This window comes from Streptomyces sp. NPDC006602 (genome assembly GCF_042870385.1).
In the GTDB taxonomy this organism is placed as follows: Bacteria; Actinomycetota; Actinomycetes; order Streptomycetales; family Streptomycetaceae; genus Streptomyces.
On the sequence record NZ_JBIAHG010000025.1, the window covers coordinates 1 to 26997 of the forward strand.

General features: G+C 70.2%; 27 protein-coding genes and 1 pseudogene. 10 read left to right on the top strand and 18 right to left on the bottom strand.

What is annotated here, in order from left to right; genetic code table 11:
- Window positions 1-255 precede the first annotated feature (255 nt).
- Window positions 256-642: a hypothetical protein gene (locus ACFYO2_RS37695; RefSeq protein ID WP_388358665.1), complete on the top strand. Its 387-nt coding sequence runs from the start codon at window positions 256-258 to the stop codon at window positions 640-642.
- Window positions 643-1030: 388 nt separating this feature from the next.
- Window positions 1031-1345 carry a hypothetical protein gene (locus ACFYO2_RS37700; protein ID WP_388358668.1) on the top strand — a complete coding sequence of 105 codons (315 nt, stop codon included), beginning with the start codon at window positions 1031-1033 and terminating at the stop codon, window positions 1343-1345.
- Here the strand turns inward: ACFYO2_RS37700 and ACFYO2_RS37705 are convergent.
- From ACFYO2_RS37705 to ACFYO2_RS37725, 5 genes and pseudogenes are all read right to left on the bottom strand, one after another.
- Window positions 1326-1973 (bottom strand): dihydrofolate reductase family protein, encoded by a 648-nt coding sequence (locus ACFYO2_RS37705; protein WP_388358671.1) that lies wholly within the window; start codon window positions 1971-1973, stop codon window positions 1326-1328. The genes ACFYO2_RS37700 and ACFYO2_RS37705 overlap by 20 nt on opposite strands.
- A gap of 143 nt (window positions 1974-2116) precedes the next feature.
- Window positions 2117-2706, bottom strand: a pseudogene (locus ACFYO2_RS37710) (dihydrofolate reductase family protein).
- Between the two features lie 879 nt (window positions 2707-3585).
- Entirely contained in the window at window positions 3586-3957 is a 372-nt protein-coding gene (locus ACFYO2_RS37715; RefSeq protein WP_388358673.1) for a hypothetical protein, read from the bottom strand.
- Between the two features lie 287 nt (window positions 3958-4244).
- Window positions 4245-4646 (bottom strand): nuclear transport factor 2 family protein, encoded by a 402-nt coding sequence (locus ACFYO2_RS37720; protein ID WP_388358675.1) that lies wholly within the window; start codon window positions 4644-4646, stop codon window positions 4245-4247.
- Window positions 4643-5641, bottom strand: a complete 999-nt coding sequence (locus ACFYO2_RS37725) for an NADP-dependent oxidoreductase (RefSeq protein WP_388358677.1) — start codon at window positions 5639-5641, stop codon at window positions 4643-4645. The genes ACFYO2_RS37720 and ACFYO2_RS37725 overlap by 4 nt, the downstream gene beginning before the upstream one ends.
- 122 nt (window positions 5642-5763) lie before the next feature.
- Between ACFYO2_RS37725 and ACFYO2_RS37730 the strand changes: the two genes are divergently transcribed.
- The 6 genes from ACFYO2_RS37730 (at window position 5764) to ACFYO2_RS37755 (ending at window position 11019) form a co-directional block, all read left to right on the top strand.
- Complete coding sequence (locus ACFYO2_RS37730; RefSeq protein WP_388358680.1) at window positions 5764-6639, top strand: LysR family transcriptional regulator; 876 nt, start codon at window positions 5764-5766, stop codon at window positions 6637-6639.
- A gap of 347 nt (window positions 6640-6986) precedes the next feature.
- Window positions 6987-7115: a hypothetical protein gene (locus ACFYO2_RS37735; protein WP_388358682.1), complete on the top strand. Its 129-nt coding sequence runs from the start codon at window positions 6987-6989 to the stop codon at window positions 7113-7115.
- Between the two features lie 155 nt (window positions 7116-7270).
- A complete protein-coding gene (locus tag ACFYO2_RS37740; protein WP_388358683.1) occupies window positions 7271-8200 on the top strand; it encodes an ABC transporter ATP-binding protein in 930 nt (309 codons plus the stop codon).
- A complete protein-coding gene (locus tag ACFYO2_RS37745; RefSeq protein ID WP_388358686.1) occupies window positions 8200-9021 on the top strand; it encodes an ABC transporter permease in 822 nt (273 codons plus the stop codon). The genes ACFYO2_RS37740 and ACFYO2_RS37745 overlap by 1 nt, the downstream gene beginning before the upstream one ends.
- 13 nt (window positions 9022-9034) lie before the next feature.
- Window positions 9035-10354, top strand: a complete 1320-nt coding sequence (locus ACFYO2_RS37750) for a sensor histidine kinase (protein WP_388358689.1) — start codon at window positions 9035-9037, stop codon at window positions 10352-10354.
- Complete coding sequence (locus tag ACFYO2_RS37755) at window positions 10351-11019, top strand: response regulator (RefSeq protein WP_388358692.1); 669 nt, start codon at window positions 10351-10353, stop codon at window positions 11017-11019. The genes ACFYO2_RS37750 and ACFYO2_RS37755 overlap by 4 nt, the downstream gene beginning before the upstream one ends.
- A 185-nt stretch (window positions 11020-11204) precedes the next feature.
- Here ACFYO2_RS37755 and ACFYO2_RS37760 read toward each other — a convergent pair whose 3' ends face one another.
- The 13 genes from ACFYO2_RS37760 to ACFYO2_RS37820 all read right to left on the bottom strand — a co-directional run bounded on the left by ACFYO2_RS37760 (window position 11205) and on the right by ACFYO2_RS37820 (window position 24469).
- A complete protein-coding gene (locus ACFYO2_RS37760) occupies window positions 11205-11387 on the bottom strand; it encodes a hypothetical protein (protein ID WP_388358694.1) in 183 nt (60 codons plus the stop codon).
- A gap of 1090 nt (window positions 11388-12477) precedes the next feature.
- Window positions 12478-13497 carry a dihydrodipicolinate synthase family protein gene (locus tag ACFYO2_RS37765; RefSeq protein ID WP_388358696.1) on the bottom strand — a complete coding sequence of 340 codons (1020 nt, stop codon included), beginning with the start codon at window positions 13495-13497 and terminating at the stop codon, window positions 12478-12480.
- 24 nt (window positions 13498-13521) lie between these two features.
- Entirely contained in the window at window positions 13522-15015 is a 1494-nt protein-coding gene (locus ACFYO2_RS37770; RefSeq protein WP_388358698.1) for an NAD-dependent succinate-semialdehyde dehydrogenase, read from the bottom strand.
- Window positions 15016-15023: 8 nt separating this feature from the next.
- Window positions 15024-16004 (bottom strand): ornithine cyclodeaminase family protein, encoded by a 981-nt coding sequence (locus ACFYO2_RS37775; RefSeq protein WP_388358701.1) that lies wholly within the window; start codon window positions 16002-16004, stop codon window positions 15024-15026.
- A gap of 36 nt (window positions 16005-16040) precedes the next feature.
- Complete coding sequence (locus ACFYO2_RS37780) at window positions 16041-16691, bottom strand: CoA transferase subunit B (RefSeq protein ID WP_388358702.1); 651 nt, start codon at window positions 16689-16691, stop codon at window positions 16041-16043.
- Window positions 16691-17446, bottom strand: a complete 756-nt coding sequence (locus ACFYO2_RS37785; protein ID WP_388358705.1) for a CoA transferase subunit A — start codon at window positions 17444-17446, stop codon at window positions 16691-16693. The genes ACFYO2_RS37780 and ACFYO2_RS37785 overlap by 1 nt, the downstream gene beginning before the upstream one ends.
- A gap of 43 nt (window positions 17447-17489) precedes the next feature.
- Window positions 17490-18242, bottom strand: coding sequence for an SDR family NAD(P)-dependent oxidoreductase (locus ACFYO2_RS37790; protein WP_388358707.1), 753 nt, complete (start codon window positions 18240-18242; stop codon window positions 17490-17492).
- Complete coding sequence (locus ACFYO2_RS37795; RefSeq protein WP_388358710.1) at window positions 18239-19198, bottom strand: fumarylacetoacetate hydrolase family protein; 960 nt, start codon at window positions 19196-19198, stop codon at window positions 18239-18241. The genes ACFYO2_RS37790 and ACFYO2_RS37795 overlap by 4 nt, the downstream gene beginning before the upstream one ends.
- Before the next feature lie 111 nt (window positions 19199-19309).
- Window positions 19310-20248 carry a VOC family protein gene (locus tag ACFYO2_RS37800; RefSeq protein WP_388358712.1) on the bottom strand — a complete coding sequence of 313 codons (939 nt, stop codon included), beginning with the start codon at window positions 20246-20248 and terminating at the stop codon, window positions 19310-19312.
- A 24-nt stretch (window positions 20249-20272) separates the two neighbouring features.
- Window positions 20273-21352, bottom strand: a complete 1080-nt coding sequence (locus ACFYO2_RS37805) for an amidohydrolase family protein (protein ID WP_388358715.1) — start codon at window positions 21350-21352, stop codon at window positions 20273-20275.
- Window positions 21349-22479, bottom strand: a complete 1131-nt coding sequence (locus ACFYO2_RS37810; protein WP_388358717.1) for an FAD-dependent oxidoreductase — start codon at window positions 22477-22479, stop codon at window positions 21349-21351. Before ACFYO2_RS37810 ends, ACFYO2_RS37805 begins: the two co-directional genes overlap by 4 nt.
- A 38-nt stretch (window positions 22480-22517) precedes the next feature.
- On the bottom strand, window positions 22518-23474 hold the full coding sequence (locus ACFYO2_RS37815; protein WP_388358719.1) for a cyclase family protein: 957 nt from the start codon (window positions 23472-23474) through the stop codon (window positions 22518-22520).
- Complete coding sequence (locus ACFYO2_RS37820) at window positions 23471-24469, bottom strand: fumarylacetoacetate hydrolase family protein (protein WP_388358721.1); 999 nt, start codon at window positions 24467-24469, stop codon at window positions 23471-23473. Before ACFYO2_RS37820 ends, ACFYO2_RS37815 begins: the two co-directional genes overlap by 4 nt.
- A gap of 129 nt (window positions 24470-24598) precedes the next feature.
- Here ACFYO2_RS37820 and ACFYO2_RS37825 point away from each other — a divergent pair, with 129 nt between their 5' ends.
- Together ACFYO2_RS37825 and ACFYO2_RS37830 are read left to right on the top strand one after the other, a co-directional pair.
- The gene (locus tag ACFYO2_RS37825) at window positions 24599-25558 is read left to right on the top strand and encodes a LysR family transcriptional regulator (protein WP_388358724.1); all 960 of its coding nucleotides are present in this window, start codon (window positions 24599-24601) and stop codon (window positions 25556-25558) included.
- 147 nt (window positions 25559-25705) lie between these two features.
- The gene (locus tag ACFYO2_RS37830) at window positions 25706-26908 is read left to right on the top strand and encodes an MFS transporter (RefSeq protein WP_388358727.1); all 1203 of its coding nucleotides are present in this window, start codon (window positions 25706-25708) and stop codon (window positions 26906-26908) included.
- The last annotated feature ends 89 nt before the right edge of the window (window positions 26909-26997 follow it).

Here is a 26997-nt window from a genome sequence, read left to right on the forward strand (position 1 = left end):
ACACCGTATCGATGGTCATCACGTGGAAGGACCGGCAGCACAAGCCGAAGGGCCGACACCGCAAGGGGTGAAAACGAAGGGCCCCCTGAGATGCTCACAACAACTCCGGGGCCCGCTCCCCAGGATCCCAGCCCAGCACCACTCCGCACAAGCAGAGGAGGAAGCAGTGCGCGCATCCCTCAAGGCGCTCATCGTCAGCACCCTGTCCAGCCTGGTCGCGGCCATCGCCGACGCGAGTTCACCTCGATCGAGCACATGCAGGCCGAGGCCGTGACCTGGAGTCAGCAGGTCGCTGCCCGACGGAAGTGCCGGCCGCTGGGCGGGGCCGCCCCGATGACCGTGTTCGAGGCGCTGGAGGTGGCCGAACTGCTGCCTCTGCCGCCGGCCCCGTTCGTGCTGGCCCGCTGGTCGACGGCCTCGGTCGGACCGGACATCCACATCAAGGTCGGCCGCACTCTCTACTCGGTGCCCTGGAAGCTGATCGGCCGCAAGGTCGACGTCCGCCCCACCGCCACCATGATCCAGGTCTTCCACGACGGACAGCTCGTCGAGACCCACCCGGCTCTCGACCAGGGGAAACGCACTGATAAGAGCGACTACCCACCAGAGAGGATCGCCTTCCAGATGCGCCCGCCGGTCTGATGTCGGGGCCAGGCATCCGAGATTGGCGACGCCTGCCGCGAGGTCGTCGACCAGCTGCTGGAAGTCAACGTTCTCTACCGGCTCCGCGCTGCCCAGGGAGTTGTCGGACTGCGGAAGAAGTGCGGCGACACGCGGCTGGAAGCCGCCTGCGCAAGGGCCATCGCGGTCGGCGATCCGTCTTACCGCACCATCAAGGGCATCCTCATCGCCGGCACCGAGGCCGATCCCGAGCCCGAGACCAGCGAGGACGCCGGAGCCGCGGCCTTCCTCCACGGCCCCGCTCGACTCTTCGCCACCGTCGCGACCCCCGACACCACGGACGACGACCACAACGACCAGGTCCACGACGAAACCGAGGTGGAAACCCGATGACCGTGATGGAAACCCGATGACCGTGATGGACGCCGCCCTGCGGGAGTCACTCAAGGCCCTGCGACTGTCCGGCATGCTGGAAACCCTCGACGCCCGCCTGGCCCAGGCCCACGGCGGAGAACTCGGCCACCTCGACTTCCTCCAGGTCCTCTGCCAGGACGAGATCACCCGCCGCGACTGCGGCGGCTGGGCCGGCACAAGGAAGAGGTCGCCGCGTGCACCGAGGCCAGACCGGGACGCGAACTCGCTGTGCGCTACGCGCCTCGACACCCACCGGCGCGCCGGGTCCTCGATCGAGGCAGCAGCTCCGCTCAGAGACCCACACGGGTGAACGTCACATGCGTGACTCCGCTGGGCGAGGAGGCGGTCTCGACCTCGTAGTCCTTCTCGAGGCCCGCCAGTCCGTCCCAGAGGCGTACGCCTCGGCCGAGCAGGACCGGGACCACCACGACGTGCATGCGGTCGATGAGCCCGGCGGCGAGGAAGTCGCGGATCAAGGTGGGCCCCCCGCCGATGCGTACGTCCTCGCCGCCCGCAGCGTCGCTGGCCGTCTCGAGCGCCGCGGTGGGCGAAGCGTCGAGGAAGTGGAATGTCGTGCCACCCTCCATCTCGATCGACGGGCGCGGGTGATGAGTGAGGATGAAGGTCGGTGTGTGGAATGGCGGGTTGGGCCCCCACCACCCCTTCCACTCCGGGTCCTCGTGCCATCCGGGCGGGCCGAACTTCCCGGCGCCCATGATCTCGGCGCCGATCCCGGGCGTGAACTGCCGCGCGAAGGCGTCGTCGAGGCCGCCGGTCCCGCCGGGCCGGCCGATCACTTCGTGCCAGAACCGGGTGCTGAACATCCACGCGTGCAGCCTTTCGCCGGCGTGGCCGAACGGCGTGTCATGGCTCTGACCCTCGCCGGTGCCGAAGCCGTCGAGTGAGATGGAGAAGTTGTGGACGCGGGCAAGTGACATGGCCGGCGACCCCTTTCGTTCTGCTGGTCAGGACTGATGAGACAGGCTTGAGGCTCTCGTGGGCTGCTGGGCGCTCCACGGGCCGCTCGCGGCTTCTGGCGGGCGCTTTTCGCCGGGTCCGTCAGGCGCCAGTGTGCTCGTCGTCACAGGACGTCGTAGCTCAGGTGCCTCGCCGCGCTCCGCTGAACCAGCGTGCGCGGCGCTCCGCCCGTGAACAGTGGCGTCCCGGCACCCAGCACTACGGGCGAAAGGTGCAGCGTCAGTGCGTCGACCAGCCCTGCGCCGAGCGCCGAACCGATCGTGGCGCCGCCGCCCATGAGGACGACGTCGAGGTCCATGCCGCTGTGTGACGAGGCCGCCTCGGCCCGGTCGCGCGCGGCGGTGACGGCATCGGACAGACTGGTGGTGACGAACGTCCAGTCGAGGTCGGTGAGCCGCACCAACTTTGGACGGCGAACTCGTCACGACAACGAACGCGGGCTTGCCGACCTCGCCGGCGCCGTAGCCGGTCGTGTCGTTCCAGCCGTTCGGCCCGTCGAGCACGTCGAAGAGGTGGCGGCCGAGGACGACGGCGCCCGAGCGGGCGGTCGCCTCGCGCAGGATCCGGCCATCGTCGGGGAAGCTCTGCGTGCAGGGCCTCGCCGTCGGTGCCCAGCCTGTTGTCCGGTCCGGGGTCGGGCCCGGTGACGAAGCCGTCGAGGGAGACCGAGATGTCAGCGGTGATTCGAGTCATGTCAGGGCAGACCCGATACGCCGCCCGAACTCATCGCTCTCCTCGCTGACAACCTTCCCAGGAACCTCTGCGCGGCCCCGGTCGCCAAGCTGGACCAACAGGGATCAATCTCAGTGCCGACCACGGCTCCAATGACCCCCGAGGCCGGAGCAGCGAGGACCTGTGATGACACACCGACCGTCGCGCGTCAGCCGTTCGCCGACATCGGCACTGATCGGCAGAGCGGACTTGTCGCGGGAAGACCGGCGCGGCCAGGAGCAGAGGATCATGCCGGACGATCACGGGGTGGAACGGGGTTCTTCACCGACGGCCACCCTTGAATCATGATGCTCAGCAGCGACCGGAGCCCGGCAGTGGACCTTCATTCATCTAAAACCTATGAAATCCGAACCTACGGGTGATGCCTTCCACAAACCCTGGCCGGTGATCTGACCTGGCCTTTCGGGGGGGCGATGTCCCCAACCCCGCGGGGCGGCGGTTCGGGCGAGTATGTGCGTCGGCCGGGGCCGCAGATCGATTTCAACGAGCGGGGTCGTCCCGGCCGGTTGACCCGCCGGTCAGATATCGCAAAGGACAGCTCCCGTCATTCGCCTTGGGACAGTCAGGGCGGCGGGCCGAACATGTCTGCGTACGGATTGGGCTCTCCCGTGTCCGGGTCGACGCCGGCCGCGAGGAGGCGTTTCGTGCGGCGGCATGAGGTCCCGCAGCAGGACGATCAGCGGTTGCCCCTCCATGGGCCTTCCTCCTTTCCGCTCACCGTCCCGCCATTCCTCCGACAGGCGCAAGGCGTACCGAAGCTGCCTGATCATCATGCTATCTGGAGGGACTGACAACGGAGTTGGGCGACTGAAAAGTGCGGATCCGTGCGCCGGGCTGAGGTCAGACCACGGGCTGAAGCCCGGCGCACTGCGAATGAAGTCGGTAGCAGCCGGGCTCCGATGGGGCCGCTGTACCGCCCTGTTCGCCCGGACGGCCCCGGCTCGGCGGGGCCCAGGTCCTCGCGGAGGCAACGAACCGCACGGTGCGGTGCCGGGTGGTGCCCACCTCGATCTCAGCGAGCAGCGGGGTGACCACCCGGTGGCCCCCGCCGGGCAGCGCCTCCCGGACGCCGGCGGCGAGCGCCTGGCCGACGGCGGCGCGCTGACTGCTGTCCAGCTGCGCGGTCTGGGCGAGGGTGCCGTCCGGGAGCCGGACGACGCGGTAGGCGGGGCGGGCCGGGGAGCCCGCGATTGCCACGATCTCCGTGTCCACCGTGTCGACATGCCACTGGTGGAGTGTCGGTATTCGAGAGTTGCAGTATTCGCCCGCAGGGCGAGCAGCCCCGCACCCGGATCACCCCTGCGGCTGCGAGTACGACGACACCCCGGCCGCCTGCTCGATCTGCCAGTGGGCAGCCGAACCTGCTGGCGTTCAACAACGCGTCGACCGGCTGACCATCTCCCTACAAAGGGCCGCGCTGTTCGTCGTCGGCCCAATCGGTAACCGGGCGCCGCCGGCAGGCACCCGATGATCCGCCGGACACACTGCCTAACCCCGCCCTAAAGGGCGTTGTCCAGCGTCAGGGTGAGCTCGGCGATCCGCCACCCGCCGTCGGACCGGCGCAGGCCGAACGTGTAGACCCCGGTCGAGATCATCTGGATGCTCTCGCCGGTGTTCCTCGTCTGCACCAGATAGGCCCGCACCTCAGCGGTGGTGGCGTCCGTCGTCGTGGCCACGACATTGGCCAGGTGGTGCCGCACCGTTCCGGTCTGGACCGTGTGCCCGTCACGGACGAAGTCGAGCACCGCCGCGCGTCCAGCGACCGAGCCGAGCACTCCTTGTCCGGGCATCGTGAAGGTCCAGGTGGTGTCTTCGGTCAGGACCGCTTCCAGCTCGGGCACATTCAGTTCGTCCAGGGCGTGGGCGTACTTCGCCACCGCCTGCTGGAGTTCGGCGATCACGAGGCCACCGTCAGCACGATCTTGCCTTGGAGGTGGCCCTGCGCGGCTCGCGTGTGTGCGTTGCCCGCTTCGGGCAGCGGGTAGGTGCTGTCCACCCCGACCTGGAGCTTGCCCTCGTCGAACAGGCGCCCGATCTCGGCGAGCTGGGGACCGTTGGAACGCACCTGAATGTTCGAGACTGTGATGCCCAGACTCGCCGTCTCTTCCGGGTCGTACTCGGCGAAGAACACCGGAAGCATGGTGCCGCCGCGCTTGAGCACGGTCAGAAAGCGTGAGCTGTCCGGGCCACCGACGGTGTCGATCACCAGGTCCACACCGCTGACCACGTCCGCGGCCTGCGTCCTGGTGTAGTCGATGAACTCATCGGCGCCGAGCTTTCGCAGGAACTGCTCGTGCCGGCCCGAGGCCACGGCGATTACGTGTGCCCCCTTCCATTTCGCCAGCTGCACCGCGAAGTGGCCTACTCCACCGGCGGCCCCGTTGACCAGCACGGTCATCCCTGGCGTGATCGGCACCGGCTGGTGCACCTGCCCGGTGAAAGGAGACGGCACGTCGTGGCCGAGATCAACCAGGTACTGCCAGGCCGTAAGCACGGCCATCGGCGCCCCAGCCGCCTGCACGTGGTCGATACCGGCCGGCTTGTGAGCCAGGTCCGAAGCCGGCGCGGCCACGTACTCGGCGTACGTCCGGCCGTCGAATCCAGGGAACCGCAGCATGCCGAAGACCTCGTCACCGACGGCGAACCCCAGCACGTCCGGAGCGACCGCCTGGACCACGCCCGACATGTCCGTTCCGGGGATCAGGGGGAACTCCAGCGCCGGCCTCATCTCGGCCGGCATGACCTTCATCCCCTCACGCAGGTACCAGTCCGGCGGGTTGATGCCTGCCGCGTGCACCCGGACGAGCACCTCGCCCGGGCCGATCTCGGGAACCGGCACCTCGTCATACTTCAAAACTTCCGGCCCGCCCGCTTCGTGGAACTGGATCGCCTTCATCGCACCTGTCGCTTTCCTGGGGAAACGTTGCTCCTTCAGTCAAGGCCCAGGACGGCATGGCCGTCCAAGACCGGTTCGGCAACCTGATCATTCCGAAACAGCATGACGCGTACGCTGGAAGGGTGAACGATCTCGGACAGGACCTGGAACTGCGGCTGGTGCGCTACTTCACCGTGGTGGCGGCGCACCAGCACTTCGGCCGGGCCGCCGCCGACTTGCACGTGGCCCAGCCGGCGCTGAGCCGCCAGATCCAACGGCTCGAGAAGTATCTCGGCGTACGGCTGCTGGACCGCATACCCCAGGGCACCCGGCTCACTCCGGCCGGCCAGAGCTTCCTCCCCCGGGCCCAAGCCCTGCTGCAGGCCGCCCGCCAGGCCGAGCTGGCCGTGCGTGAACAAGCCGAGACCGAACGAATCGCCATCGGCTACGTCGAAGACCTGGTGATCACTGCCGCCGTACGGGAACTGCGCCGCCGTTACCCGGACGCCGAGATCGCCACCCGGTACCTGAGCTGCCGCGACGTCGGGGCGCTGACCGACAAGCGCGTCGACGCCCTGATCGCGCGGGCCCCGCTACCACTCGCCGCCGACGACGTGTTCACCACCCCGCTGTACGAGGAGCCCCGGATGCTCGCGGTCCCACGCGGCCATCCCTTGGCCGACCGCGCGTCGGTGACCGCGAAAGAACTGGCCGGCGAGGAGGCGGCGCCGTGCGCGTTCGAGACCACGGACTGGACGTCCTACCGGATCCTCGGGGCCGGCGTGCCGCCGATCGAGAGCTACGAGGACAAGCTCGAACTCGTCGCGAGTGGCAGGGCGATCGCCGTACTACCGGTCGGCGATCGGCGTAGCTCACTGCGTCCCGACCTCGTCACCGTCCCGATCGAGGACGCTCCCCCCAGCCAGGTCGTCCTGGTCAGCCGCAAGGGCGACCCGAATCCGATGATCAGGAATCTCCGGCTGGCTGCCAAGACCGTCCTGACCGCCCCGGCAGCCTGACCGGGACCAGCCGACCCGCTTGGCGCTGAACTGCACCAAGCGGTGCTCACGCGCGCCGTGTTCGTCGCGCATCTGCCGGTATCGCTCGGGGTCACGTTGACAGCGCCGGCGGCGAGACCCAATGAACAGGCAACGGAGCTCCTTGCGGGACAAGCTGCCTTGGACGACTGCCTGTACCAACGAGCTCCGTTGCTCCACATCAAGAACCCTCCAACGCCCCTTGCGTGACCAGCGGAAACGCCAACTACCCGGCGAAACTTCACCTCCGCATTATTCGGACTCCTGGACACCTGCGCGACAAGCACTCCCCACGACGGGTCGACGAATCCGACTGGAGAGGATCTCCCATGTCGGACCACAAGAACTGCAAGCCCATGGTCACGGCGCTGAAGAACGTGGACAGCGCGGTGCACGTCCTGCGGCTGATCGGTGTGCGGCCGCAGGCCGACGCTCACTCGCCGACGCGTCATACCTGAGGCGTACCGGTGATCGGCGCCGAGTGGCACCGCGGTACCACTCGGGCGGCGAAGTGTCTCCCGTAGTCCCAGGGTCCGGGCCGACCGCGCTCCTAACGTCGACTGTAGAGGTCGCGGCGCTCGCCCGGCCGAGTCCGAGGCGAAAGGCGTACACCATGATCGAAGCGCGTGAGCTGACGAAACGGTACGGCGACAAGACCGTCGTCGACGGGTTGAGCTTCACTGTCAAGCCCGGTGAGGTCACCGGCTTCCTCGGCCCCAACGGTGCCGGCAAGTCCACCACCATGCGCATGGTCGTCGGTCTGGACGCCCCCACCAAGGGCTCGGTGACCGTCAACGGCACGTCCTACGCGAAGCACCCGGCACCGCTGCACGAGATCGGCACCCTGCTGGAGGCCAAGTCCGTCCATCCCGGCCGCAGCGCGTTCAACCATCTGATGGCGCTCGCGTACACGCACGGCATTCCGCGCCGCCGGGTCGACGAGGTCATCGAACTGGCCGGGCTGACCAGCGTGGCCGGCAAACGGGTCGGGGCCTTCTCGCTCGGCATGGGCCAGCGGCTCGGTATCGCGGCGGCCCTGCTCGGCGACCCCGCGATCGTCATGCTCGACGAGCCGGTCAACGGCCTCGACCCCGAGGGCGTGTTGTGGGTGCGCAACCTCCTGCGCCAGCTGGCCGATGAGGGCCGGGCGGTGATGCTCTCCTCGCACCTGATGAGCGAGACCGCGCTGATCGCCGACCACCTGGTGATCACCGGACGCGGTCGGCTGCTCGCCGACACCACCGTCGACGACTTCACCCGGGAGGCGAGCGGCGGCGGTGTGAGGGTCGCCACCGCCGATGCAACCCGGCTGCGCTCGTTGCTGGCGGCCCCGGACGTCACGATCTCCTCCTCGTCCGCCGAGGAACTCCTGGTCTCCGGACGCGACGCCCGGGAGATCGGGCGGATCGCGGCCGAGCACGGGGTGGCGTTGTACGAACTCACCCCGCAAGCCGTCTCGTTGGAGGCGGCGTTCATGGACCTGACCAGGGACGTCGTCGAGTACCAGAGTCATCCCGTCGAGACCGGGCGAAAGGCAGCCTGATGACCGTCACCGAACTCTCTCCCTCCCGGGCCTACAAGGTCACCGGTCCGCGGATACTGCGCTCGGAGTGGGCCAAGTTCTGGTCGCTGCGCTCCAGTTGGATCACCCTCGGCGTCGCCGTGGTCCTGCTGATAGCCCTCGGCTCGATCGCCTCCGCCACGTACAGCCCCGACGCCACCGCCCAGGGCGGACCGCCCGGACCCGGCTCCGGCGACCAGGACGCGGTCAGCCTCGCCCTGCTCGGGGTCACCTTCGCGTCGCTGGCCGTCGGTGTGCTCGGCGTCCTGCTGTCGGCCGGCGAGTACACCACCGGCATGATCCGCTCCACCCTTACCGCCGTCCCCCGCCGCCTGCCCGTCCTGTGGTCCAAGGCCGCCGTGATCGGCCCCATCACCCTGGTCCTGACCGCGCTCGGCGCCCTGGCCGCGTTCCAGCTGGGTACCCTGGGCCTGGACGGCGAGAAGATCGCCCTGTCCCTGGGCGACGACGGTGTGCTGCGCAGCCTGGCCGGTGCCGGGCTCTACCTCGCCCTGGTCGCTGTCGCGGGTGTCGCCCTGGGAATGCTGCTGCGCTCCAGCGCCGGCGCGATCGCGGTCCTGGTCGGCGTCCTGCTCATCCTCCCCGGCCTGGCCTCCCTGCTGCCCGACTCCCTCTACGACAACATCAACCCCTACTTCCCCAGCAACGCGGGCTCGGCGGTGTACGCCCTGCACCAGTCCTCCGACACCCTCTCCCCCGGGGCGGGACTCGCCGTCTTCGCCGGCTGGGTGGCCCTCACCCTCGCCGCAGCCGCCTGGCGGCTGCGCAAGAGCGACGCCTGAGCCATTGGGGATCATGAGACGGGCCCCTGCGACTGCCGCCCGGGGGACGGCCACCGCGCCGTCCCCCGGACTCGCCGACGCCTGGGCGCATCCGCTGTTGGGCCGTATGCTGCGCGGTCAAAGCGCCCGGCGCCGACTGGACCAGCGGCATCCGTGGCTGCTCGACACCGCGGTCGTCCTCGTCGTCGCCCTGTTCAGCCTCCCCGACCTGCTCTCCGACGACCGCCACGGCCCCTTCGGGGACACGACGGACCCCAGCCAGTTGCCGGCCCCGCTGCTGGTCGCCTTCGCCGTCGCGCTCGTCGTACCGCTGTGGTGGCGCCGCAGGACCCCGGCCCTCACGTACTTCCTGATTTCCGCGGTGTCCCTGGCCCAGTGGTCGCTGGGGGTGTGGCAGCAGACCGGCATGGCCGCGCTCATCGCCCTCTACAGCCTGGCCCTGCACGGATCACTGCGCGTGCTCGGCTGGGCCGCCGCTCTCACCGCGGCGGAACTGACCCTGGCGGTCTGGCTCCTGGCCCCCGTCAAGCACCCGTTCCTCGGCCTCTTCTTCCTGCTGGGCACGGCGACGGCGGCCATCGCCATCGGCCTGACCCTGCGGATCCGCCGCCTCTACCTGACGGCGCTGGAGGACCGGGCCACACGTCTGGAGATCGAGCACGACCAGCGCGTCCGGCTCACCACCGCCGCCGAACGCACCCGCATCGCCCGCGAGATGCACGACATCATCGGCCACAACCTCTCCGTCATGGTCACCGTCGCCGATGGCGCCGCCACCCTCGCCACCAACCGCGGCGAGACAACCGCCGACGCCTTGCACACTCTCGCCGACACCGGCCGCCAGGCGATGAGCGAACTCCGGCGCGTCCTCGGCGTGCTGCGCGAGGAGCGGGGACATGAAGAAGACGAACGGCCGCTCGGCCCGCAGCCCGGCATCCGTGACCTGGACCCGTTGCTGGCGCGCGTGCGCGCGGCGGGGCTGCCCGTGACCTACCGGACCATGGGCGACCTCGACGCCCTCGGCAGCGGTGTTCAGCTCACCGTGTACCGCATCGTCCAGGAAGCCCTCACCAACACCCTCAAGCATACCGGCCCGGGCTCCACGGCCGACGTCACCGTCGCCAAGGAGGCCGGTACCGTGCACATCAAGGTCGCCGACACCGGCGGACCCGCCGCCGGGGCGCGGTCCGGCGCCGCCGGGCACGGTCTCGTCGGCATCCGCCAGCGGGCCGCCATGTACGGCGGCACCGTCACCCTCGGCCCACCCACTATCGGCCATGGCTGGCTCGTCGACGTCGTGCTCGATGTACCCCCGGGAGATCATCAGCCATGACCGCCGTCCTCATCACCGACGACCAGCCCCTGCAACGCATGGGCGTGCGCATGCTTCTGGAGGGCACCCCCGGTCTGACCCCTGTCGGCGAGGCCGAACACGGCGCCGAAGCCGTCCGCATGACCGCCGAACTCCGCCCCGACGTCGTCCTCATGGACATCCGCATGCCCGGCATGGACGGCATCGAGGCGACCCGCCGGATCGTCGCCGCGGGCGGCCGCACCCGCGTCCTCATCGTCACCACCTTCGACCTCGACGAATACGCCTACGAAGGCCTTCGCGCCGGCGCCGGTGGCTTCCTCCTCAAGGACGCCCGCCCCGAGGAACTCGTCGCCGGCATCCACGCCGTCGCCACCGGCGACGCCGTCGTCGCCCCTCGCCTCACCCGCCGCCTCCTGGACGCCTACACCCACCGGGTCCTGGCCCCCGCGGACACCCCGCCCGCCGAGGACCCCCGCCTGCAGACCCTCACCGACCGCGAACGCGAAGTCCTCGTCGCCATCGGCCAGGGCTGGACCAACACCGAGATCGCCGAACCCCTCGTCCTGACCGAATCCACCGTCAAGAAACACGTGGGCCGCGTCCTCGCCAAGATGGGCGCCCGCGACCGCATCCAGGCCGTGATCACGGCGTACGACACCGGGCTGGTCAAGGCCCAGTCGTAGTTCGCCAGCAGTCCCAGCGCCGGCAGCATGCCGTCGACGGTGCGCAGATGCTTCGCGGCGCGGTGGACGATGTGCGGGGTGTTGTGTTCGAACCGCAGCCGCACCCCGGTGCCGCGTCGCGCACCAGGGCGGCCGGCGCCCGGCCGAAAGTTGCCAGATGCATGTCGGTCACGACCAGGGTGAACTCACGCCGCGCGTGGGCGGGTTCGAAGCCGTGGGGGCCGGAAGACCCAGTCCGCCGAGCCGAGCGCCTGCGCCGTGTGCGCAGCGAGGCGCTCGGCCAGCGGGGTGAGCTGGTAGGCGTTCCCCACGCGGATGAGCAGTTCGTCGTTGAAGTGGCGGCGAAGCCGGGCCAACGCCGCGCTCACCGTGGGCTGGCTCAACCCAGCCGCTGGGCCGCCCGAGTCACTCTGCGCTCCTGCAACAGCGCGTCCAACGGCACCAACAGGTTCAGATCCAGCCCCACGATGTCAGGACTCCGCGACGGTGTTGCTCTGGTACGGGCCACCATAGGCGATCTTGGCCTACTGAACGCCCTGGTAAAGGGCGGGACTTGGGCCCCAGGGCTGTCAGGAACGTGTACGGCAGGTCGCCGCCCCGGTCTGCGCCCGCCGTCCTTGGTATTGCCTCCGGTACCGGCATCGCCACCCAGCAGTTCCAGGCCGCCGGGTGCCGGCTGTCGGGTGTCCGGTGTCGAGCCCGAAGGGCGCACTGGGGCGTTCGCGGGGCTCAATGGAATCGCGGCCGAGGTGGGGGCCTTTGAGTCCTGGGACCCCGCTGGCCGGGCCTTCGACGCGGTCATCTCCAAGCAGGACTGGCACTGGGTGGATCCGATCGCGGGCACGCCAGGGTGGCCCAGGTGCTCCGGCCCGGCGGTCGGCTGATGGCGTTCTGGCACGCCTTCCGGCCTGTCGGGACGGCGTGGAAACGAGGCGGCCGTGAGCTGGTACCTGGAACTCAGGAGCGCAGGGGTACTTCGTCGGCGGCACCTTGCCGGTCGCCGTACTTCTCGGCGAGTCCGCGGTAGCGCCAGATGGCGGCGGCGGTGAGCCAGGAGACCGTGAAGATGGCGGCCACGACATAACCGAGCAGTTCGAAGTGGTCGGCATGGGCAGGCCGGAACCGTGGGTGCCGGCGCTGGCGAACAGGGCGAGCAGGGTGATCTCGCTGGCGGTCTCCGGGCCGAGACGGAAGGGGATGCCGACCGGGTACATGTGCCATGAGGAACGGACGAGCCGGCGGGCGCGGCGCTACCTGTCCGAGCCGGTGGTGGAATACTGGGGACGCGGCCAGTGATGTCTCGCCTCCGGGAGACAGCCGCACGCCGCCGGAAACAGTCGACAGGGCGACCGTCAGGTAAGGCTCATGCTCGCGCGGCGGTGTGGCGATCACTCCCGGCACCGGAGGGGGCGTCCGCCGCAGACGGCTCGCGGCGGGGGCACGGCAGTCTCGGGCGGCTCAGGCCGGGTTGCGGCCGATGAAGAACTCGCGGAACGGGTCCGTGCTCGGTTCGAGACCTGCGTCGACGAGGCCCTTGCGCAGGGCGTTCATCTGGGCGTCGTGGATGCGCTGGGTGGGCATGCGCAGCGGGCCGCCGTTGTAGCCCTGGAGCCAGCCCTGGAACTTCCATGCCTGGCGGTTGATGAACGCGCCGCCGTGCAGGGCCGGGGCGAGGCCCCCCTTGATCTTGCGGGCGGGGTGGAGCTGCCAGTAGATGTCGGCGGCGTCGTCGTACTTGCCCTCCCGCAGGAGCTGGAAGACGCGCGGGATCATCGGGCCGTAGTACTCGTGGTCGCTGGTGGCGGAGAACTGGAGCGGCATGATCTGCGACAGCGGGATCAACTCCCCCTCGATGGGCATCGAGATGACGACCTCGTCACCGAAGTGACGGTGGCACTCGATGACGCTCTGGATGCTGGGGAAGCCGCCCTCGGCCTTGATGGCGACGATGTTGGGGCAGTCGTCGAGCAGGCGCCGGATCAGGCGTACGGGGATGTCGGAGGGGTGGATGCGCGGGCTGAAGCCCCACAGGTACATGGGGAAGAGCATGACGCCGAGGTTCGTCGCGTCGCAGACGGCCTTGGTGTAGTCGTAGATCTCCTGCTCGGACTCGGGGTAGAAGTTCGGCGGGTACGACAGCAGCACCAGTTCGGCGCCCGCCTCCTCCGCGCCCTTCACGGCCTCGATGTTCTGTTCCAGGTTGTTCCAGCTGGCGTGGTGGGTGAGCAGCAGCCGGTCGCCGGCCTCGTCCTTGATGACGCGCAGGAAGTCCAGGTACTCGGGGAGCTGGATGGAGACTTCCGAGACGCCGAGGGTGCCCGTGAAGCCGTGCTCGATGGCGAGGCGGGTGTCGTGGCGGATCGCCTTCTCGTTGATCGCCGTCAGGTCGGCCGTGAAGGACGGGATCGTGCAGTTGACGACGCCGACGAGGTTCTCGCGCGCCCAGTCGCGGGCTTCGGCGCGGGTGTAGCGGGCCATGGCGGTGCGCTCCTTCGGGTGTGATCAGTTGGGATCGTGGGCGGGGGCGGGGGTCTTCGCGCCTTCCCAGGCGAGGTACTTGAGCTCCAGGAACTCGTCGAGGCCGTAGACCGAGCCCTCACGGCCGATGCCGGACTGCTTGACCCCGCCGAAGGGGGCGGTCTCGTTGGAGATCAGGCCGGTGTTGATGCCGACCATGCCCGCCTCCAGGGCGGCGGCGACGCGCCAGACGCGCTCGGCGTCCTTGGCGAACAGGTAGGCGGCGAGGCCGAATTCGGTGTCGTTGGCCATGCGGACCGCGTCGCTCTCGTCGGTGAACCGCAGCAACGGGGTCACCGGGCCGAAGGTCTCCTCGCGGGTGACGGCCATCTCGGCGGTGACGCCGGTCAGCACGGTCGGCTCGTAGAAGAGACCGCCGCGTGCGTGGCGCCTGCCGCCGTGCAGGACCACGGCACCGTGGGCGACGGCGTCGGCGACGTGGGACTCCACCTTCGCCACCGCGTCCTCGTCGATGAGCGGGCCCTGCTGGACACCCTCGTCGAAGCCGTCGCCGACGGCGAGGGCGCCGACCCGTTCGGCGAGTCTCTTGGCGAACGCGTCGTGGATCCCGTCCTGTACGTAGACGCGGTTGGCGCTGATGCACGCCTGGCCGGTGTTGCGGTACTTGGTGGCGATCAGGCCCTCGACCGCCTCGTCGAGGTCGGCGTCGTCGAAGACGAGGACGGGCGCGTTGCCGCCCAGCTCCATCGACGTCTTCTTCACGGTCTGCGCCGCCTGCGCCAGCAACAGCCTGCCGACCTCGGTGGAGCCCGTGAAGGTGATCTTGCGGACCAGTGGGTTGCCCGTCAGCTCGGGGCCGATCTCGCGCGGGTCACCGGTGACCACGTTGAACACGCCCGCCGGGATGCCCGCCCGGTCGGCGAGTTCGGCGAGCGCCAGGGCGGTCAGCGGAGTCTGCTCGGCGGGCTTGAGAACCATCGTGCAGCCCGCGGCCAGCGCGGGCCCCGCCTTGCGGGTGATCATCGCGGCGGGGAAGTTCCACGGGGTGATCGCCGCGCACACACCGACCGGCTCCTTCAGGACGACGATCCTGCGCGAGGCTTCCGGCGCCTCCATGACGTCACCGCGGATGCGCTTGGCCTCCTCGGCGAACCACTCCAGGAACGACGCCGCGTACGCGACCTCGCCGACGGCCTCCGGGTACGGCTTGCCCTCCTCGAGCACGATCAACCGGGCGAGGTCTTCCGCGTGCTCGGTGACCAGGTCGAACCAGCGCCGCAGGAGCCGGGACCGCTCCTTGGCCGGACGTGCTCGCCAGGCCGGCAGCGCGCGGTGTGCCGCGTCGATCGCCGCGGTGGTCCACGCCCGGTCGAGGAGCGGCACTTCGGCCAGCAGGTCGCCGGTGGACGGGTTGTGTACGGCGAGGGTGGCGTCGGTGGTGATCCAGGTGCCGTCGACGTACGCGGCGCTCTTCAGCAGCGACGGGTCGTCGAGTTCTCTGCGCACGGCGTTGCTCACGGGGTCGCTCACTTCGAGACCGGGGAGATGGTGACGGGCAGTTCGGTGCCCAGGGACAGTCCGGCGGCCCGCCGGACGCACATCGCGGCGACGGCGAGGTCCTGCGCCGCCGAGCCGACGGACTTGTAGATCACGACCGCGCCAGGGTCGTCCGCCGGTCGGCCGGACGCCCGACCGGAGACGACGTCGGCGAGCGGGACCACCTTCCCGGCGAGGTCGACGCCCGCCTTCCTCGCCGCGATCAGGTCTCCTGTGTCCTCGGTGACCTCGTCGACCATGTCGGCGACGATCACCTCGGCGCGGGCGATCAGCTCGGTCGCCAGTTCGCGCTGCTCGGGAAGGGTGGACCCGATCGACACGACGGTGATGCCGGCCGGAGCCTCCCGCAGGGTCGGCTGCTCGTCCCGGGAACGGGCCGCGCAGATCACCAGGTCGGCACCGGCGACGGCCGCCTCGGGGCTCTCCGCGGCGGCGAGCGGCAGCCCGAGGTCGGCGAGTTCCCCGGTGAAGCGGGTGCGGCTGGCCGGGTTGGGGCTGAACACCGTGACGGACGACAGCGTCCGGGTCGCCGCCAGGGCACGGACGTGGTTCTGCGCCTCGAAGCCGGACCCGATCACAGCTACCCGCAGGGGGCCGGTGGGGGCGAGCAGGTCGGCGGCGAGCGCCGAGGTGGCGGCGGTACGGAAACCGGTGATGGAGTGGCCGTCCAGGAGCGCCGTCAGCTCCATGCTCTCCTGGTCGAACAACGGGATCAGATACGAGGCGCGCCGGTGCCGGGGTGAGGCGGCGATCAGCTTGGCCCCCATGGGGCCGCCGTCGCCGGGCACGCCGCTGAGCGTGCGCAGCCACAGGCCGTCTCCGCGAGCCATCGTGCGCGACGGAAAGCGGGACTCGTCGGGCGGTGCGGCGTAGGCGCTGCGCAGTGCCGCGATGGCGTCGGCCCAGTCGAAGGCGGCTCTGACGTCGGCGTCGGTGAGAAAGACGGTCATCTCGGGGCTCCGTGCGGGATGAAGGGACGGGGGGGATCAGCAGGCGGCCGTGACGGCGTCGGTGTGCAGCGGCGCGCCGGTGCGGGCGCGGATGTCCTCGACGGTGACCCCGGGTGCCGTCTCGACGAGCGCGAGGCCGGTAGGCGTGACGTCCAGGACGCCGAGGTCGGTGATGATGCGGTGGACGCACCGCTCGCCGGTCAACGGCAGGGAGCATTCCCCGACGATCTTTGGGGTGCCGTCCTTGGCGGTGTGGTCCATCAGGACGATGACGCGCCGGGCACCGTGGACGAGGTCCATGGCGCCGCCCATGCCCTTGACCATCTTTCCGGGAATCATCCAGTTGGCCAGGTCGCCTGCGGCCGACACCTGCATGGCGCCCAGGACGGCGGTGTCGATGTGCCCGCCGCGGATCATCCCGAAGGACAGCGCGGAGTCGAAGAAACAGGCGCCGGGCAGCAGGGTGACGGTCTCCTTGCCGGCGTTGATCAGGTCGGGGTCGACCTCGTCCTCGGTGGGGTAGGGCCCGGTGCCGAGGATGCCGTTCTCGGAGTGCAGCACGACATGAACGCCGACCGGCAGATGCCCGGGGATCAGGGTCGGCAGGCCGATGCCGAGGTTGACGTAGGAGCCGTCGGTGAGTTCTGCGGCGGCTCGGGCGGCCATCTGGTCGCGGGTCCAGGCCATCAGGTGCGTACCGTCCTCTTCTCAAGCTGCTTGTCGGCTGCCTCTCCAGCGGTGAGGGCCACGACCCGTTGGACGAAGATGCCGGGCAGGTGCACCTCGTCGGGCCGCAGCTCACCCGGCTCCACGAGCTCCTCCACCTCGGCGACGGTGATGCGGCCGGCCATCGCGGCGAGCGGGTTGAAGTTGGCGGCGGACTTACGGAAGACGAGGTTGCCGTGCCGGTCGCCGCGCCAGGCTCGTACCAGGGCGAAGTCGGTGGTGACGCCGTGCTCCAGGACGTAGGTACGGCCGTCGAAGTCGCGGGTCTCCTTGGGCGGCGAGGCCACGGCGACCGAGCCGTCGGCCGCATGGCGCCAGGGCAGTCCGCCCCGGGCGACCTGGGTGCCCACCCCGGCCGGGGTGTAGAAGGCGGGGATGCCCGCGCCGCCCGCGCGCAGCCGCTCGGCGAGCGTGCCCTGCGGGACCAGTTCCACCTCGAGCTCGCCGGACAGGTATTGGCGGGCGAACTCCTTGTTCTCGCCGACGTAGGAGCCGGTCACCCGGGCGATGCGGCCCGCGGCCAGCAGAACGCCGAGGCCGCGGCCGTCGACCCCGCAGTTGTTGGAGACGACCTTCAGACCGTCCGCGCCCTGTGCGTACAGCGCCCGGACGAGGACCTCGGGCACGCCGCTGAGGCCGAAGCCCCCGACGGCCAGCGAGGCGCCGTCCGTAATGTCGGCGACCGCCTCCGCGGCGCCGGCGCTGACCTTGTTCACTTGCGAAGGTCCCTTCTAGTGGCGGCACGGCCCAGGGTGTCGGTCATGGGGTTTCCGGTCGCAGGGCGTCCGAGACGGACTTGACTCCGCCGTGCGCGGTGAGGCCGCCGTCGACGGGGATCTCCGCGCCGGTGATGAACGACGACTCGTCCGACAGCAGGAAGACGATCAGCGGGGCGACCTCGTCGACCGTGCCGGTGCGGCCGAGCGGGGTCTCGCGGATGTTGGCCTCGCGGAAGGCGGGGGCGGCGGAGGCGGTCATCTCGGTCTCGATGTAGCCGGGGTGGATCGTGTTGACGCGGATTCCGCGCGGTCCGAGTTCCAGCGCGGCCGTCTGGGACAGCCCGCGCAGGCCCCACTTGCTGACGGTGTACGCCACCGGGTAGTGGGCGGTGAGCGCGGCGGAGGAGCCGACGTTGACGATCGAGGCGCCGGGCGGCATCAGCGGGGCGAGGTGCTGGATGCCGAGCAGCGGGCCGGTGACGTTGACGGCGTGGACGCGGTCGAAGTCCTCGGGGCGTACGTCGCCGAGACGGGCCCGCCAGGTGATGCCCGCGTTGTTGACCAGGCCGTGGACCTGCCCGTACGCCTCCTTCAACTCGGCGGCGAGATCGGCCCAGTCCTGCTCGCTGGTGACGTCGAGACGGCGGCAGCCGGGTGCCTCGGTCACATCGGTGGCGATCACCCGGGCGCCCTCGCGGGTCAGTGCCTCGGCTTCAGCGGCACCCTGGCCGCGAGCCGCGCCGGTGACCACGACCACCTTGCCCAGCAGCCGCTTGGAGCGCAGGCCCGTCATGGCCGCTCCCGGCTGCGGCGCCGACCGGCCGGCAGGGACACGGGATCGACGCCGGGGACGACGGTGTTGGTGAGCGTGCCGATGCCCTCGACGGTGAGCGTGACGGTGTCGCCGGGACCCAGCGGCGGCGGAGTCCGCTCGCCCCGCAGCCCCCACAGCTCGGCGAGGCAGCCGCCGTTCCCGCACGTGCCCGAGCCCAGGACGTCACCCGGCACGACCCGGGTGCCGCGCGAGGCGTAGGCGACCATCTCCTCGAAGGTCCAGCTCATGTTGGACAGCAGGTCCTTGCCGACCACCTGCCCGTTGACCTCGGCGGTCAGGGCCAGCCGCAGAAAGCCCTCGGCGTCCCGGTACGGCTCCAGTTCGTCGGCCGTGACCAGGTACGGACCGAGGGTGGTGGCGGTGTCCTTGCCCTTGCAGGGTCCGAGGCCGACCTTCATCTCGGCGGACTGGAGGTCGCGCGCGGACCAGTCGTTGAAGACCGTGTAGCCGACGATGTGCTCACGTGCCTGCTCGGGAGTGAGGTCACGGCCCTCGCGGCCGATGACGGCGGCGACTTCGAGTTCGAAGTCCAGTACCTGGGACCCCGGGGGCATGGGAATGTCGTCGTACGGCCCGAACACGGCGTGGGGGTTGGTGAAGTAGAAGGTCGGCGCGGTGTACCAGGCGTCCGGCACGCCACTCGCACCGTCGACCGAGCGTCGTACGCCCTCGACATGCTCCTCGAAGGTGACGAAGTCCCGTACGGAGGCCGGTCGCAGCGGCGCCAGCAGTCGCACCTGGGAGACGTGCGGTCCGGCCGGGGCGTCGAGGGCCGTGGCCCCCGCTTCTGAGAGGGCGCCTTCTGTGATCAGTTCGGTGAGTGTGCGCTCGCCGGGGACCGGATGGAGGCGGCCGTTCTCGCCGACGACGGCGACCTGGCGCTGGTGTCGGTGCTCGTACGCGGCGAAACGCATGTGCGGCTCCAGGCTCTGTTGCTACGGGGTTCTCGGGGGCGGGAAGTTCCGGGGGCGCGGCGGGCAGTCAGGGCAGGACAGGCCGTGCCGCGCCCCCGGAACCGAAGGGGGTCAGACCGGCGGGGCGACGAACACGCCGGGGTCGACGTCGTTGAACGACTCCTTGGCGACGAGTTCGTTCATCGGGTTGGCCGTGCCCCACTGGTCGGCGATCTCGGGCTGGGAGAAGTCGTAGACATGCGGGTGCCAGGTGTCCTCGTCGACGACCTCGAGCTCGGTCGTGTACTCGACGGTGTTGCCGTGCGGGTCGAGGAAGTAGGTGAAGGTGTTGTCGCCCGCCGTGTGCCGGCCGGGACCCCAGACCTTGTGGACTCCGGCCTGCAGCAGGCGTCCGGTGCCGCGCAGGTACTCGTCGATGCCGCGCATCTCGAAGGAGACGTGGTGCACGGAGGTGTGCGGTCCCTGCGCGACGGCCATCGAGTGGTGCTGGTTGGAGATCCGCATGAAGTGCATGACCTCGCCCATGTGCGGCGAGCTGAGGGTGTCGGTCAGGCGGAAGCCGAGGTGGCGCTCGTACCACTCCCGAGTCCTGTTCAGATCAGGGGAGTTGAGGACGACGTGGGACAGCCTGACCGGGATCGACTCCTTCTCCTCGATCCTGCGGTGCTGCCGGGCCTCGACATCCGCGGAGACCTCGATGGTGCGGCCGTCGACGTCGAAGAAGCGGAAGCCGTAGCCGCCTCCGGGGGTGTCGACCTTGCCCGGCTGGGATATCAACTGCACACCGCCCGTGAGGAGTTGCTCGGCGATGGTGTCCACGTCGGCCGGGTTCGCGGCGCCGTAGGAGACGAGGTCGAGGCGCTTCTCCTCGGCCTTGCGCAGCCGGACGACGTACTGCTCCGGGCTGCCCTCGGCGGCGAGGAAGGAAATGCCGGAGTCCTCGGCGACCTTGCTCAGGCCCCAGACGCCGGCATAGAAGTCGAGCTGTTTGTCGTAGTCGGGTACGGCGAGGTCGACGTGGCGGAGGTGGGTCAGCAGACGTGCACTCATGATGGGTTTCCTCCTGTGTGGGGGTCAGGCGAGCCGCAGCAGCGCTGCCGCGTTGCCCCCGCGTACGGCGTGGAAGTCGGCTTCGGGCAGGTGGGCGGCGCGCAGTGCCCCGACGGGGTCCTCGGTGCCCATGTCGAAGGGGAAGTCGGAGCCGAGCAGTACCCGGTCCGCGCCCGCGGCGGCGATCAGCGCGTGCAGGACGTGGGGGTCGTGGACGAGGGAGTCGAAGTGGAGCCGCTTGAGGTAGCTGCTGGGCAGGTGGGCGCAGTCCGCGCCCGCGTCCGAGCGGACGGACCAGGCGTGGTCGGCGCGGCCGATGTGGGTGGGGAGGTAGCCGCCGCCGTGCGCCGCGATCAGTTTCAGTCCCGGATGGCGGTCCAGGACCCCGGAGAAGATGAGGTGAGACAGCGCGACGGCGTTCTCGGTGGGCTGGCCGACGGTGTTGGACAGGTACCACCGGTCCAGCCGCTCGTCGAGGGTGCAGCCGAACGGGTGCAGGAAGAGCACCGCGCCGGTTTCCTGGGCCCGCCGCCAGAAGGGCTCGTAGGCCGGGTCGGACAGCTCGCGGCTGGGTCCCTCCTGCCCGAGGGCGGGCAAGGAGGGAGCGTGGCTGGAGATCTCCACGCCCAACAGACCAACTTCCAGGGCGTGTTCGAGCGCCGGGACGGCCAGGTCGGGCTGGTGCAACGGAACCAGGCCGAGCCCTTTCAACCGGTCCGGCGCGGCCGAGCAGTGCGCAGCCGTGCCCTCGTTGGCCAGTCGACACACCTTGTCGGCGGTCGCCTCGTCCGTCCAGTGGTGGTAGTGCGACGGGGACGGGCTTACCAGCTGCACATCGACGCCCTGGGCGTCCATCGCGGCCAGCCGCACACCGGCGTCGGTGAGCCGGGGGATCCGCTCGCGCACCATGGGCCCGTTGACGGCGAGCGCGGCGGGTCCGTTGCGGCGGGCGTCGAGCGCTCTCGCCTCGGCGAGGCCCGGCAAGCCGTCCACCAGCGCCTCGATCGCGGGCAGCAGGACGTGGGCGTGCACATCGACCGTTGCCCACGGGTACGGCTCGGTGCTCGCCGTGGGCTGGTGGCCGGGTGGCGGGTGGGAGGTCACGGCAGGTCCCTGAGCATGGTCGACATACGGTTGACCAGGCCGGGCACATCGGCGTCGTGGACCCCGTCGAGCTGCCACTGCCCGATCTGCATGGAGGCGTCCACCACCGGGCGCACCCGCGAGATACGGCGCTCGTAGTACGTCTGGAACAGCTGGTCGTCCCAGTCGTCGGTGCCGGTGAGCAGCTCGGCGAGGACCAGCGCGTCCTCCAGGGACATCGCAGCGCCCTGAGCCAGGGTGGGCGGGCAGCTGTGGGCCGCGTCACCGGTCAGCACGACCCGTCCGCGGTGCCAGGAGCCCTCCACCAGCAGCCGGTGGTACCAGGTGTAGTTGACCTTCGCCGGATCGTCGATGTGCTTGACGATCTCGGTCCAGTGGCCGCCGTAGGCCTGCACGAGGCTGCGCATCTCGTCGGCGTAGCTCTCGGGAGGTATGGACGCGCGATCGCGGTTGTCCTCGACCGCGTAGGCGTAGATGGTGTCCCGGCTGGTGGGGCAGTAGCCGGCGATGTAGGCGGGGCCGCCGTAGGCGAGGTCGGTGCGTTCCAGGCCCTCGGGACGGGGAGCGGCGATGCGCCAGATGGCCATTCCGGTCGGCACGGGACGGTCGGCGATGCCGATCGCGGCTCGTGTGCTCGATCCCATGCCGTCCGCGGCGATCACCAGGTCGTAGCGGCCCTCGCTGCCGTCGCTGAAACGCACCCGCACGCCGTCGGCGTCCTGGTCGAAGCTCTCGGCGCGGGTGCCGAGGCGCACCGAGGCGCCGCTCGCCCGGACGGCGTCGATGAGGATGCACTGCAACTGCGGGCGCTGCATGCCGACGGTGGCGGGCAGGTCGTCACCGCCGGTGCGGATGTCCTCGACGACGTGCAGGACGGTGCCGTCCGGGCCGGTGATGCCGAGCGATCCGAAGCCGAACCCGGAGGCCCGCACCTGCTCCCACACGCCCAGTTCGCGCAGGACCCGCAGGGCGTTGCCCTGGACGGTGATGCCGGAACCCGCGGTGGCGTTCCAGTCCTCGCTGGCCTCGATGAGGTCGACGGTCAGTCCGGCCCGGCGCAGCAGGATCGTGACGGCGTTGCCGGCCGATCCGCCGCCGACGACCAGGACGGTGCGGGGTGTTCTCATGGGGAAGTCCTTTGTCCTCATGTCGCTCTGGGCGAGGGCTACTTGACGGCGATCGGGTTGACGGGCGAGCCGACGGCACCGGTGATCGGGAGGGGGGCGGCGGTGAGCCAGAACTCGTACACGCCGTCGGCCGCGCAGTCCGCGGCGAGCGTGTCGAGGTCCCACATCTCGCCGATCAGCAGGCCCATGTTGGGGATGACGACCTGGTGCAGGGGCTGGAAGGCGTGCTCGAACTCGCCTGGCCGGACCTCGAAACCCCAGGTGTCGGTGGCGATCGCGGCGATCTCCGTGCGGTGCAGCCAGCCGGCCGTGGTGAACGACAGGCCGGGTGCCGCGCCGCCCGCGTAGTCGCCCCAGCCGTCGCGGCGGACCCGACTGAGCTGTCCGGTGCGTACGATGACGATGTCCCCGCGGCCGACCCGCACCCCGTGGGCGGCGGCGGCCTGGGTGAGGTGCTCCTCGGTGACGGCGAACCCGTCGGGCAGCTCCCCGTCGTCGCCGATCACGCGGCCGACGTCCAGCAGCACACCGCGCCCGGCGACGTGCGGCGCCATGTGCTCGATGCCGGTGACCAGGTCGCCGTCGGAGGTGACGACCTTCTCGGCCGCCCGGCCGTTCCACGCCTTGCCGTGGTCGAAGATGTGCCCCAGGCCGTCCCACTGGGTGGAGCACTGGAGCGGCATCGCGATCACGTCGTCGGCGCCGCCGATACCGTGCGGGAAGCCCTGGTTGCCGAGGGCGGCGTCGGTGCCGGTGTCGAGCATGGTGTGCACCGGGTTGGTGCGGCGCCGCCAGCCCTTCTGCGGGCCGTCCATGTCGAACCGCTGCGACAGCGAGAAACTCATGCCCCGCCGGACGAGCGCGGCGCCCTCGCGGCGCTTGCCCTCGTCGAGGAAGTTGAGGGTGCCGAGCACGTCGTCCTCGCCCCAGCGGCCCCAGTTGGAGTACTTCTTGGCGGCCTCGGCGATCGCGCCCTCAGGGTCGTTCCGGTTCATGAACCCGTCTCCTTGGCCACGCATCGGGTGCGCTGCACGCCAAGACCGGTGATCGACCCCTCCATGACGTCGCCTTCGCGCAGCAGCCGCCCCCAGTGGATGCCGTTGCCGGCCGGGCTGCCGGTCAACACGAGGTCGCCGGGCAGGAGTCGGGAAGTCCGGGAGATGTACGACACCAGCCTGGCGACTGAGAAGAGCATGTCCTTGGTGGACTCGTCCTGCATGGTCTCGCCGTTGAGCTTGAGCGTGACCCGCAGATCTCCGGGATCGGCGATCGACTCGGCGGGCACGATCCACGGGCCGAGCGGGGTGAAACCGGGGGCGTTCTTGCTGCGCAGCCAGTCGGTGCCGATGGCGGGCATGTCCCGGCGGAAGACGGTGGCCCGGTCGGTGAGGTCGTTGGCGATGGTGTAGCCGGCGACGTACTCCAGCGCCTCGTCCGTGGACACCCGGTAGCCGGGCTTACCGATGACGGCCGCCAACTCCAGTTCCCAGTCCGGCTTTTCGGCCCAGTCGGGAAGGTGTACATCGTCGTACGGCCCGGTGATCGCGCTGGGCAGGCCGATGAACACGTACGGCAGGTCCTCGGCCGCCCGCCGGTCCATGAGAGCGGCGATCTCCTCCCGAGCCTCCTCGACGGTGCGGGGGTCGTCGGGGGCGCGGTGAGCGACCTCCAGGTCGATCACGTGCTGCCGGTAGTTCGCACCCGACTGGAAGACCTGCCGGGGCTCCACCGGAGCGTGCGCCCGCAGGTCCCCGAGAGGCTGCCAGGCAGCCTTGTCGTCCCTGGCGAGGGCATGCAGGCGGGGTGTGGCCTCGGCCCAGCTCTCCAGGAGCGTGCGGGTGGTCAGCTCCCGCTCACCCAGGGCGGCGCGCAGGTCGAGGGCGCGGCCGTCCGGCGTGACGAGAGCGGGGAACAGCATACCGTCAGGGGCGGAGAGAGTACCGAGGGCGAAAGGTCCCGCGAAAGGGACGGACGTGGCTGCGGGTTTCACGAACGTGTCCTCCTGATTGCGATGGGACTAATCTGGCCGCAGCCTTTGGGATAAGGGAAATCGATTATCCGGATGACAGTCATCCGTCGGACTTATCCTGTCGACGCCATCGCACGCTGGAGTGCCGCCGTGAACCTGGCAAGCCTTGATCTCAATCTGGTCGTCGCCCTGCGCGCCCTGCTGGAGGAGCGCAACGTCACCAGGGCCGGCCGGCGCGTCGGTCTGAGCCAGCCCGCGATGAGCGGCGCGCTCGCCCGGCTGCGCCGGCACTTCGACGACGACCTGCTCGCCCGCGTGGGAGGCCACTACGAACTGACGGCCCTCGGCCAAGTACTGCTCGACCGCACCTCCACCGTCTGCGACCAGCTGGAACGCCTCTTCACCAGCCAGGCCGACTTCGATCCGGCGACGGAGTCCCGCGAATTCACCCTGGCCGTCAGCGACTACGCGGTGGCCGTCTTCGGGGCCGAGCTCACCCGGATCCTCGACCGTGAGGCGCCCGGTGTCCGCGTGCGCTTCGTCCAGATCCCGCCCCGCATCACCGAGGTGGCCGGTGCCGTGCTGAGCAGCCTGGACGGCGTGGTCATGCCACACGGCATCATCAGCGACTTCCCCGTCACCGACCTGTACGAGGACGGCTGGGTATTCCTCGTCGCCGAGGACAACCCCGAGGTGGGCGACCGCCTCTCCCGCGACGACCTGGCGCGCCTGCCGTGGGTGACATACCTGCGCGCCTACGACACCCCGGCGGTCCACCAGCTCGGCATGCTCGGCATCGAACCGCGGGTGAGCGTCTCCGTCGACAGCTTCACGGTGCTGCCCTTCCTGGTCGCCGGCACCCACCGGATCGCCCTCGTCCCGGCACTCCTCGCCGAACGCCTGCGCGGCACCGCACCGGTACGGATCATGACGCCGCCCTACGAGACGGTCCCCCTGCGCGAGGCGCTGTGGTGGCACCCCGTCCACACCCACGACACCGGGCACATCTGGCTGCGGGACACGGCCGCCCGCGTGGCATCGGCCGTGCGGGCAGACCCCATCCGCGGCACGGATGACGAGGATCCGGCAGTGCGATCACGTGAGGGGTAGTCGCCGGGAACGGCCTGGCTCATAGTCGGGGCAGTCCCCGACGCCCGCTGTCCCGGGCGCGTCCCCCCTGGTGCGCCGGTGCCCCGCTGCGTGACCCAGCCGCAGCGGTTCGGCGCCGCACCTCTGCCACCACCCGTGGAGTTCGGCATGTCCAGACCCATTTCCCCGCCCGCGCCCGCCGACAGCCTCCGCCCGAATACCGAGAGCGCGGGGCCGCTGCGCGCCGTGCTCCTGATGGCGGGCAGCTGTCTGCCGGTGCTGGGCGCCGTCCTCCTCGCGCCGGTCCTGCCGAAGATGCAGGAACACTTCGCGATCGTGCCCGGAGTGAAGACCCTCGTCCCGGTCGTCCTGACCATCCCCGCGCTCGCGCTCGCCCTGCTCGCCCCCTTCGCGGGCGTCATCGTGGACCGCCTCGGCCGGGTACGGCTGCTGGTCGCGGCGACGCTTCTGTACGCGCTGCTCGGTACCGCCCCGCTGTGGCTGGACTCGCTCGGCGCCATCGTGATCAGCCGGGTGCTGGTCGGCATCGCCGAGGCGGCCATCATGACCTGCTGCACCACGTTGATCGGCGACTACTACAGCGGTCGGACGCGGGAACGCTACCTGGCTCTGCAGACCATGTGCGCCTCCATCTCCGCCACCGCGTTCTTCGTCATCGGCGGCGCCCTCGGCTCGGCGGGCTGGCGCGCGCCCTTCTGGATCTACGCCGTGGGCCTGCTGCTGGCCCCCGCGATGGCGCTCACCCTGTCCAGGCCCAGGCCGGCCGGCGCCGCGGAAGCCGAACCCGCGGGCGAGAAGAGGCCGTTCCCCGTGCGCCTGCTGGCGGGCATCTGCGCACTCACCGTGTTCGGCGCGATGGTCTTCTACACCGTGCCCGTCGAGATGTCCTACCTGCTCGACGACCTGGGCGTGAAGTCCACCGGCGTCATCGGCCTGGCCACCGCGGTCGCCAGCGCCGCCACCGTGGTCGGTTCCATCGCCTTCACCAGACTGTCCGGCAGCCCGGACCGTAGGCTGCCCCTGGTGTTCGCCCTGTGCGCGGCCGGTTTCGTGGTGATCGCTCTGGCGAACAGCCCGCTGATCGTGATCGTCGGTGCGGTGCTCAACTGCCTCGGCACCGGCATGCTGTTGCCCTCGCTGCTGACCATCGCGATGTCCAGGCTCAGCTACGCCGACCGGGGCCGCGGCACCGGTCTGTGGACGGCTGCCTTCTTCGCGGGCGAGTTCATCTGCCCGCTCGTCCTGATCGGCCTGGAATCGGCCACCGGCAGCATGGCCCACGCCGTCGGCGTCCTCGGTCTCGCCTCGGCCCTGACGGCCGGCGGGCTGCTGCTCGGCCGTCGCCGGTAACCGTTGTTCGGTCTCCGAGGGGGATCCGACGGGCCCACGCCGCCCGGCCGTTGCCGATCTGCGGAAGGGTCATGGCCGCCGAGCACAGC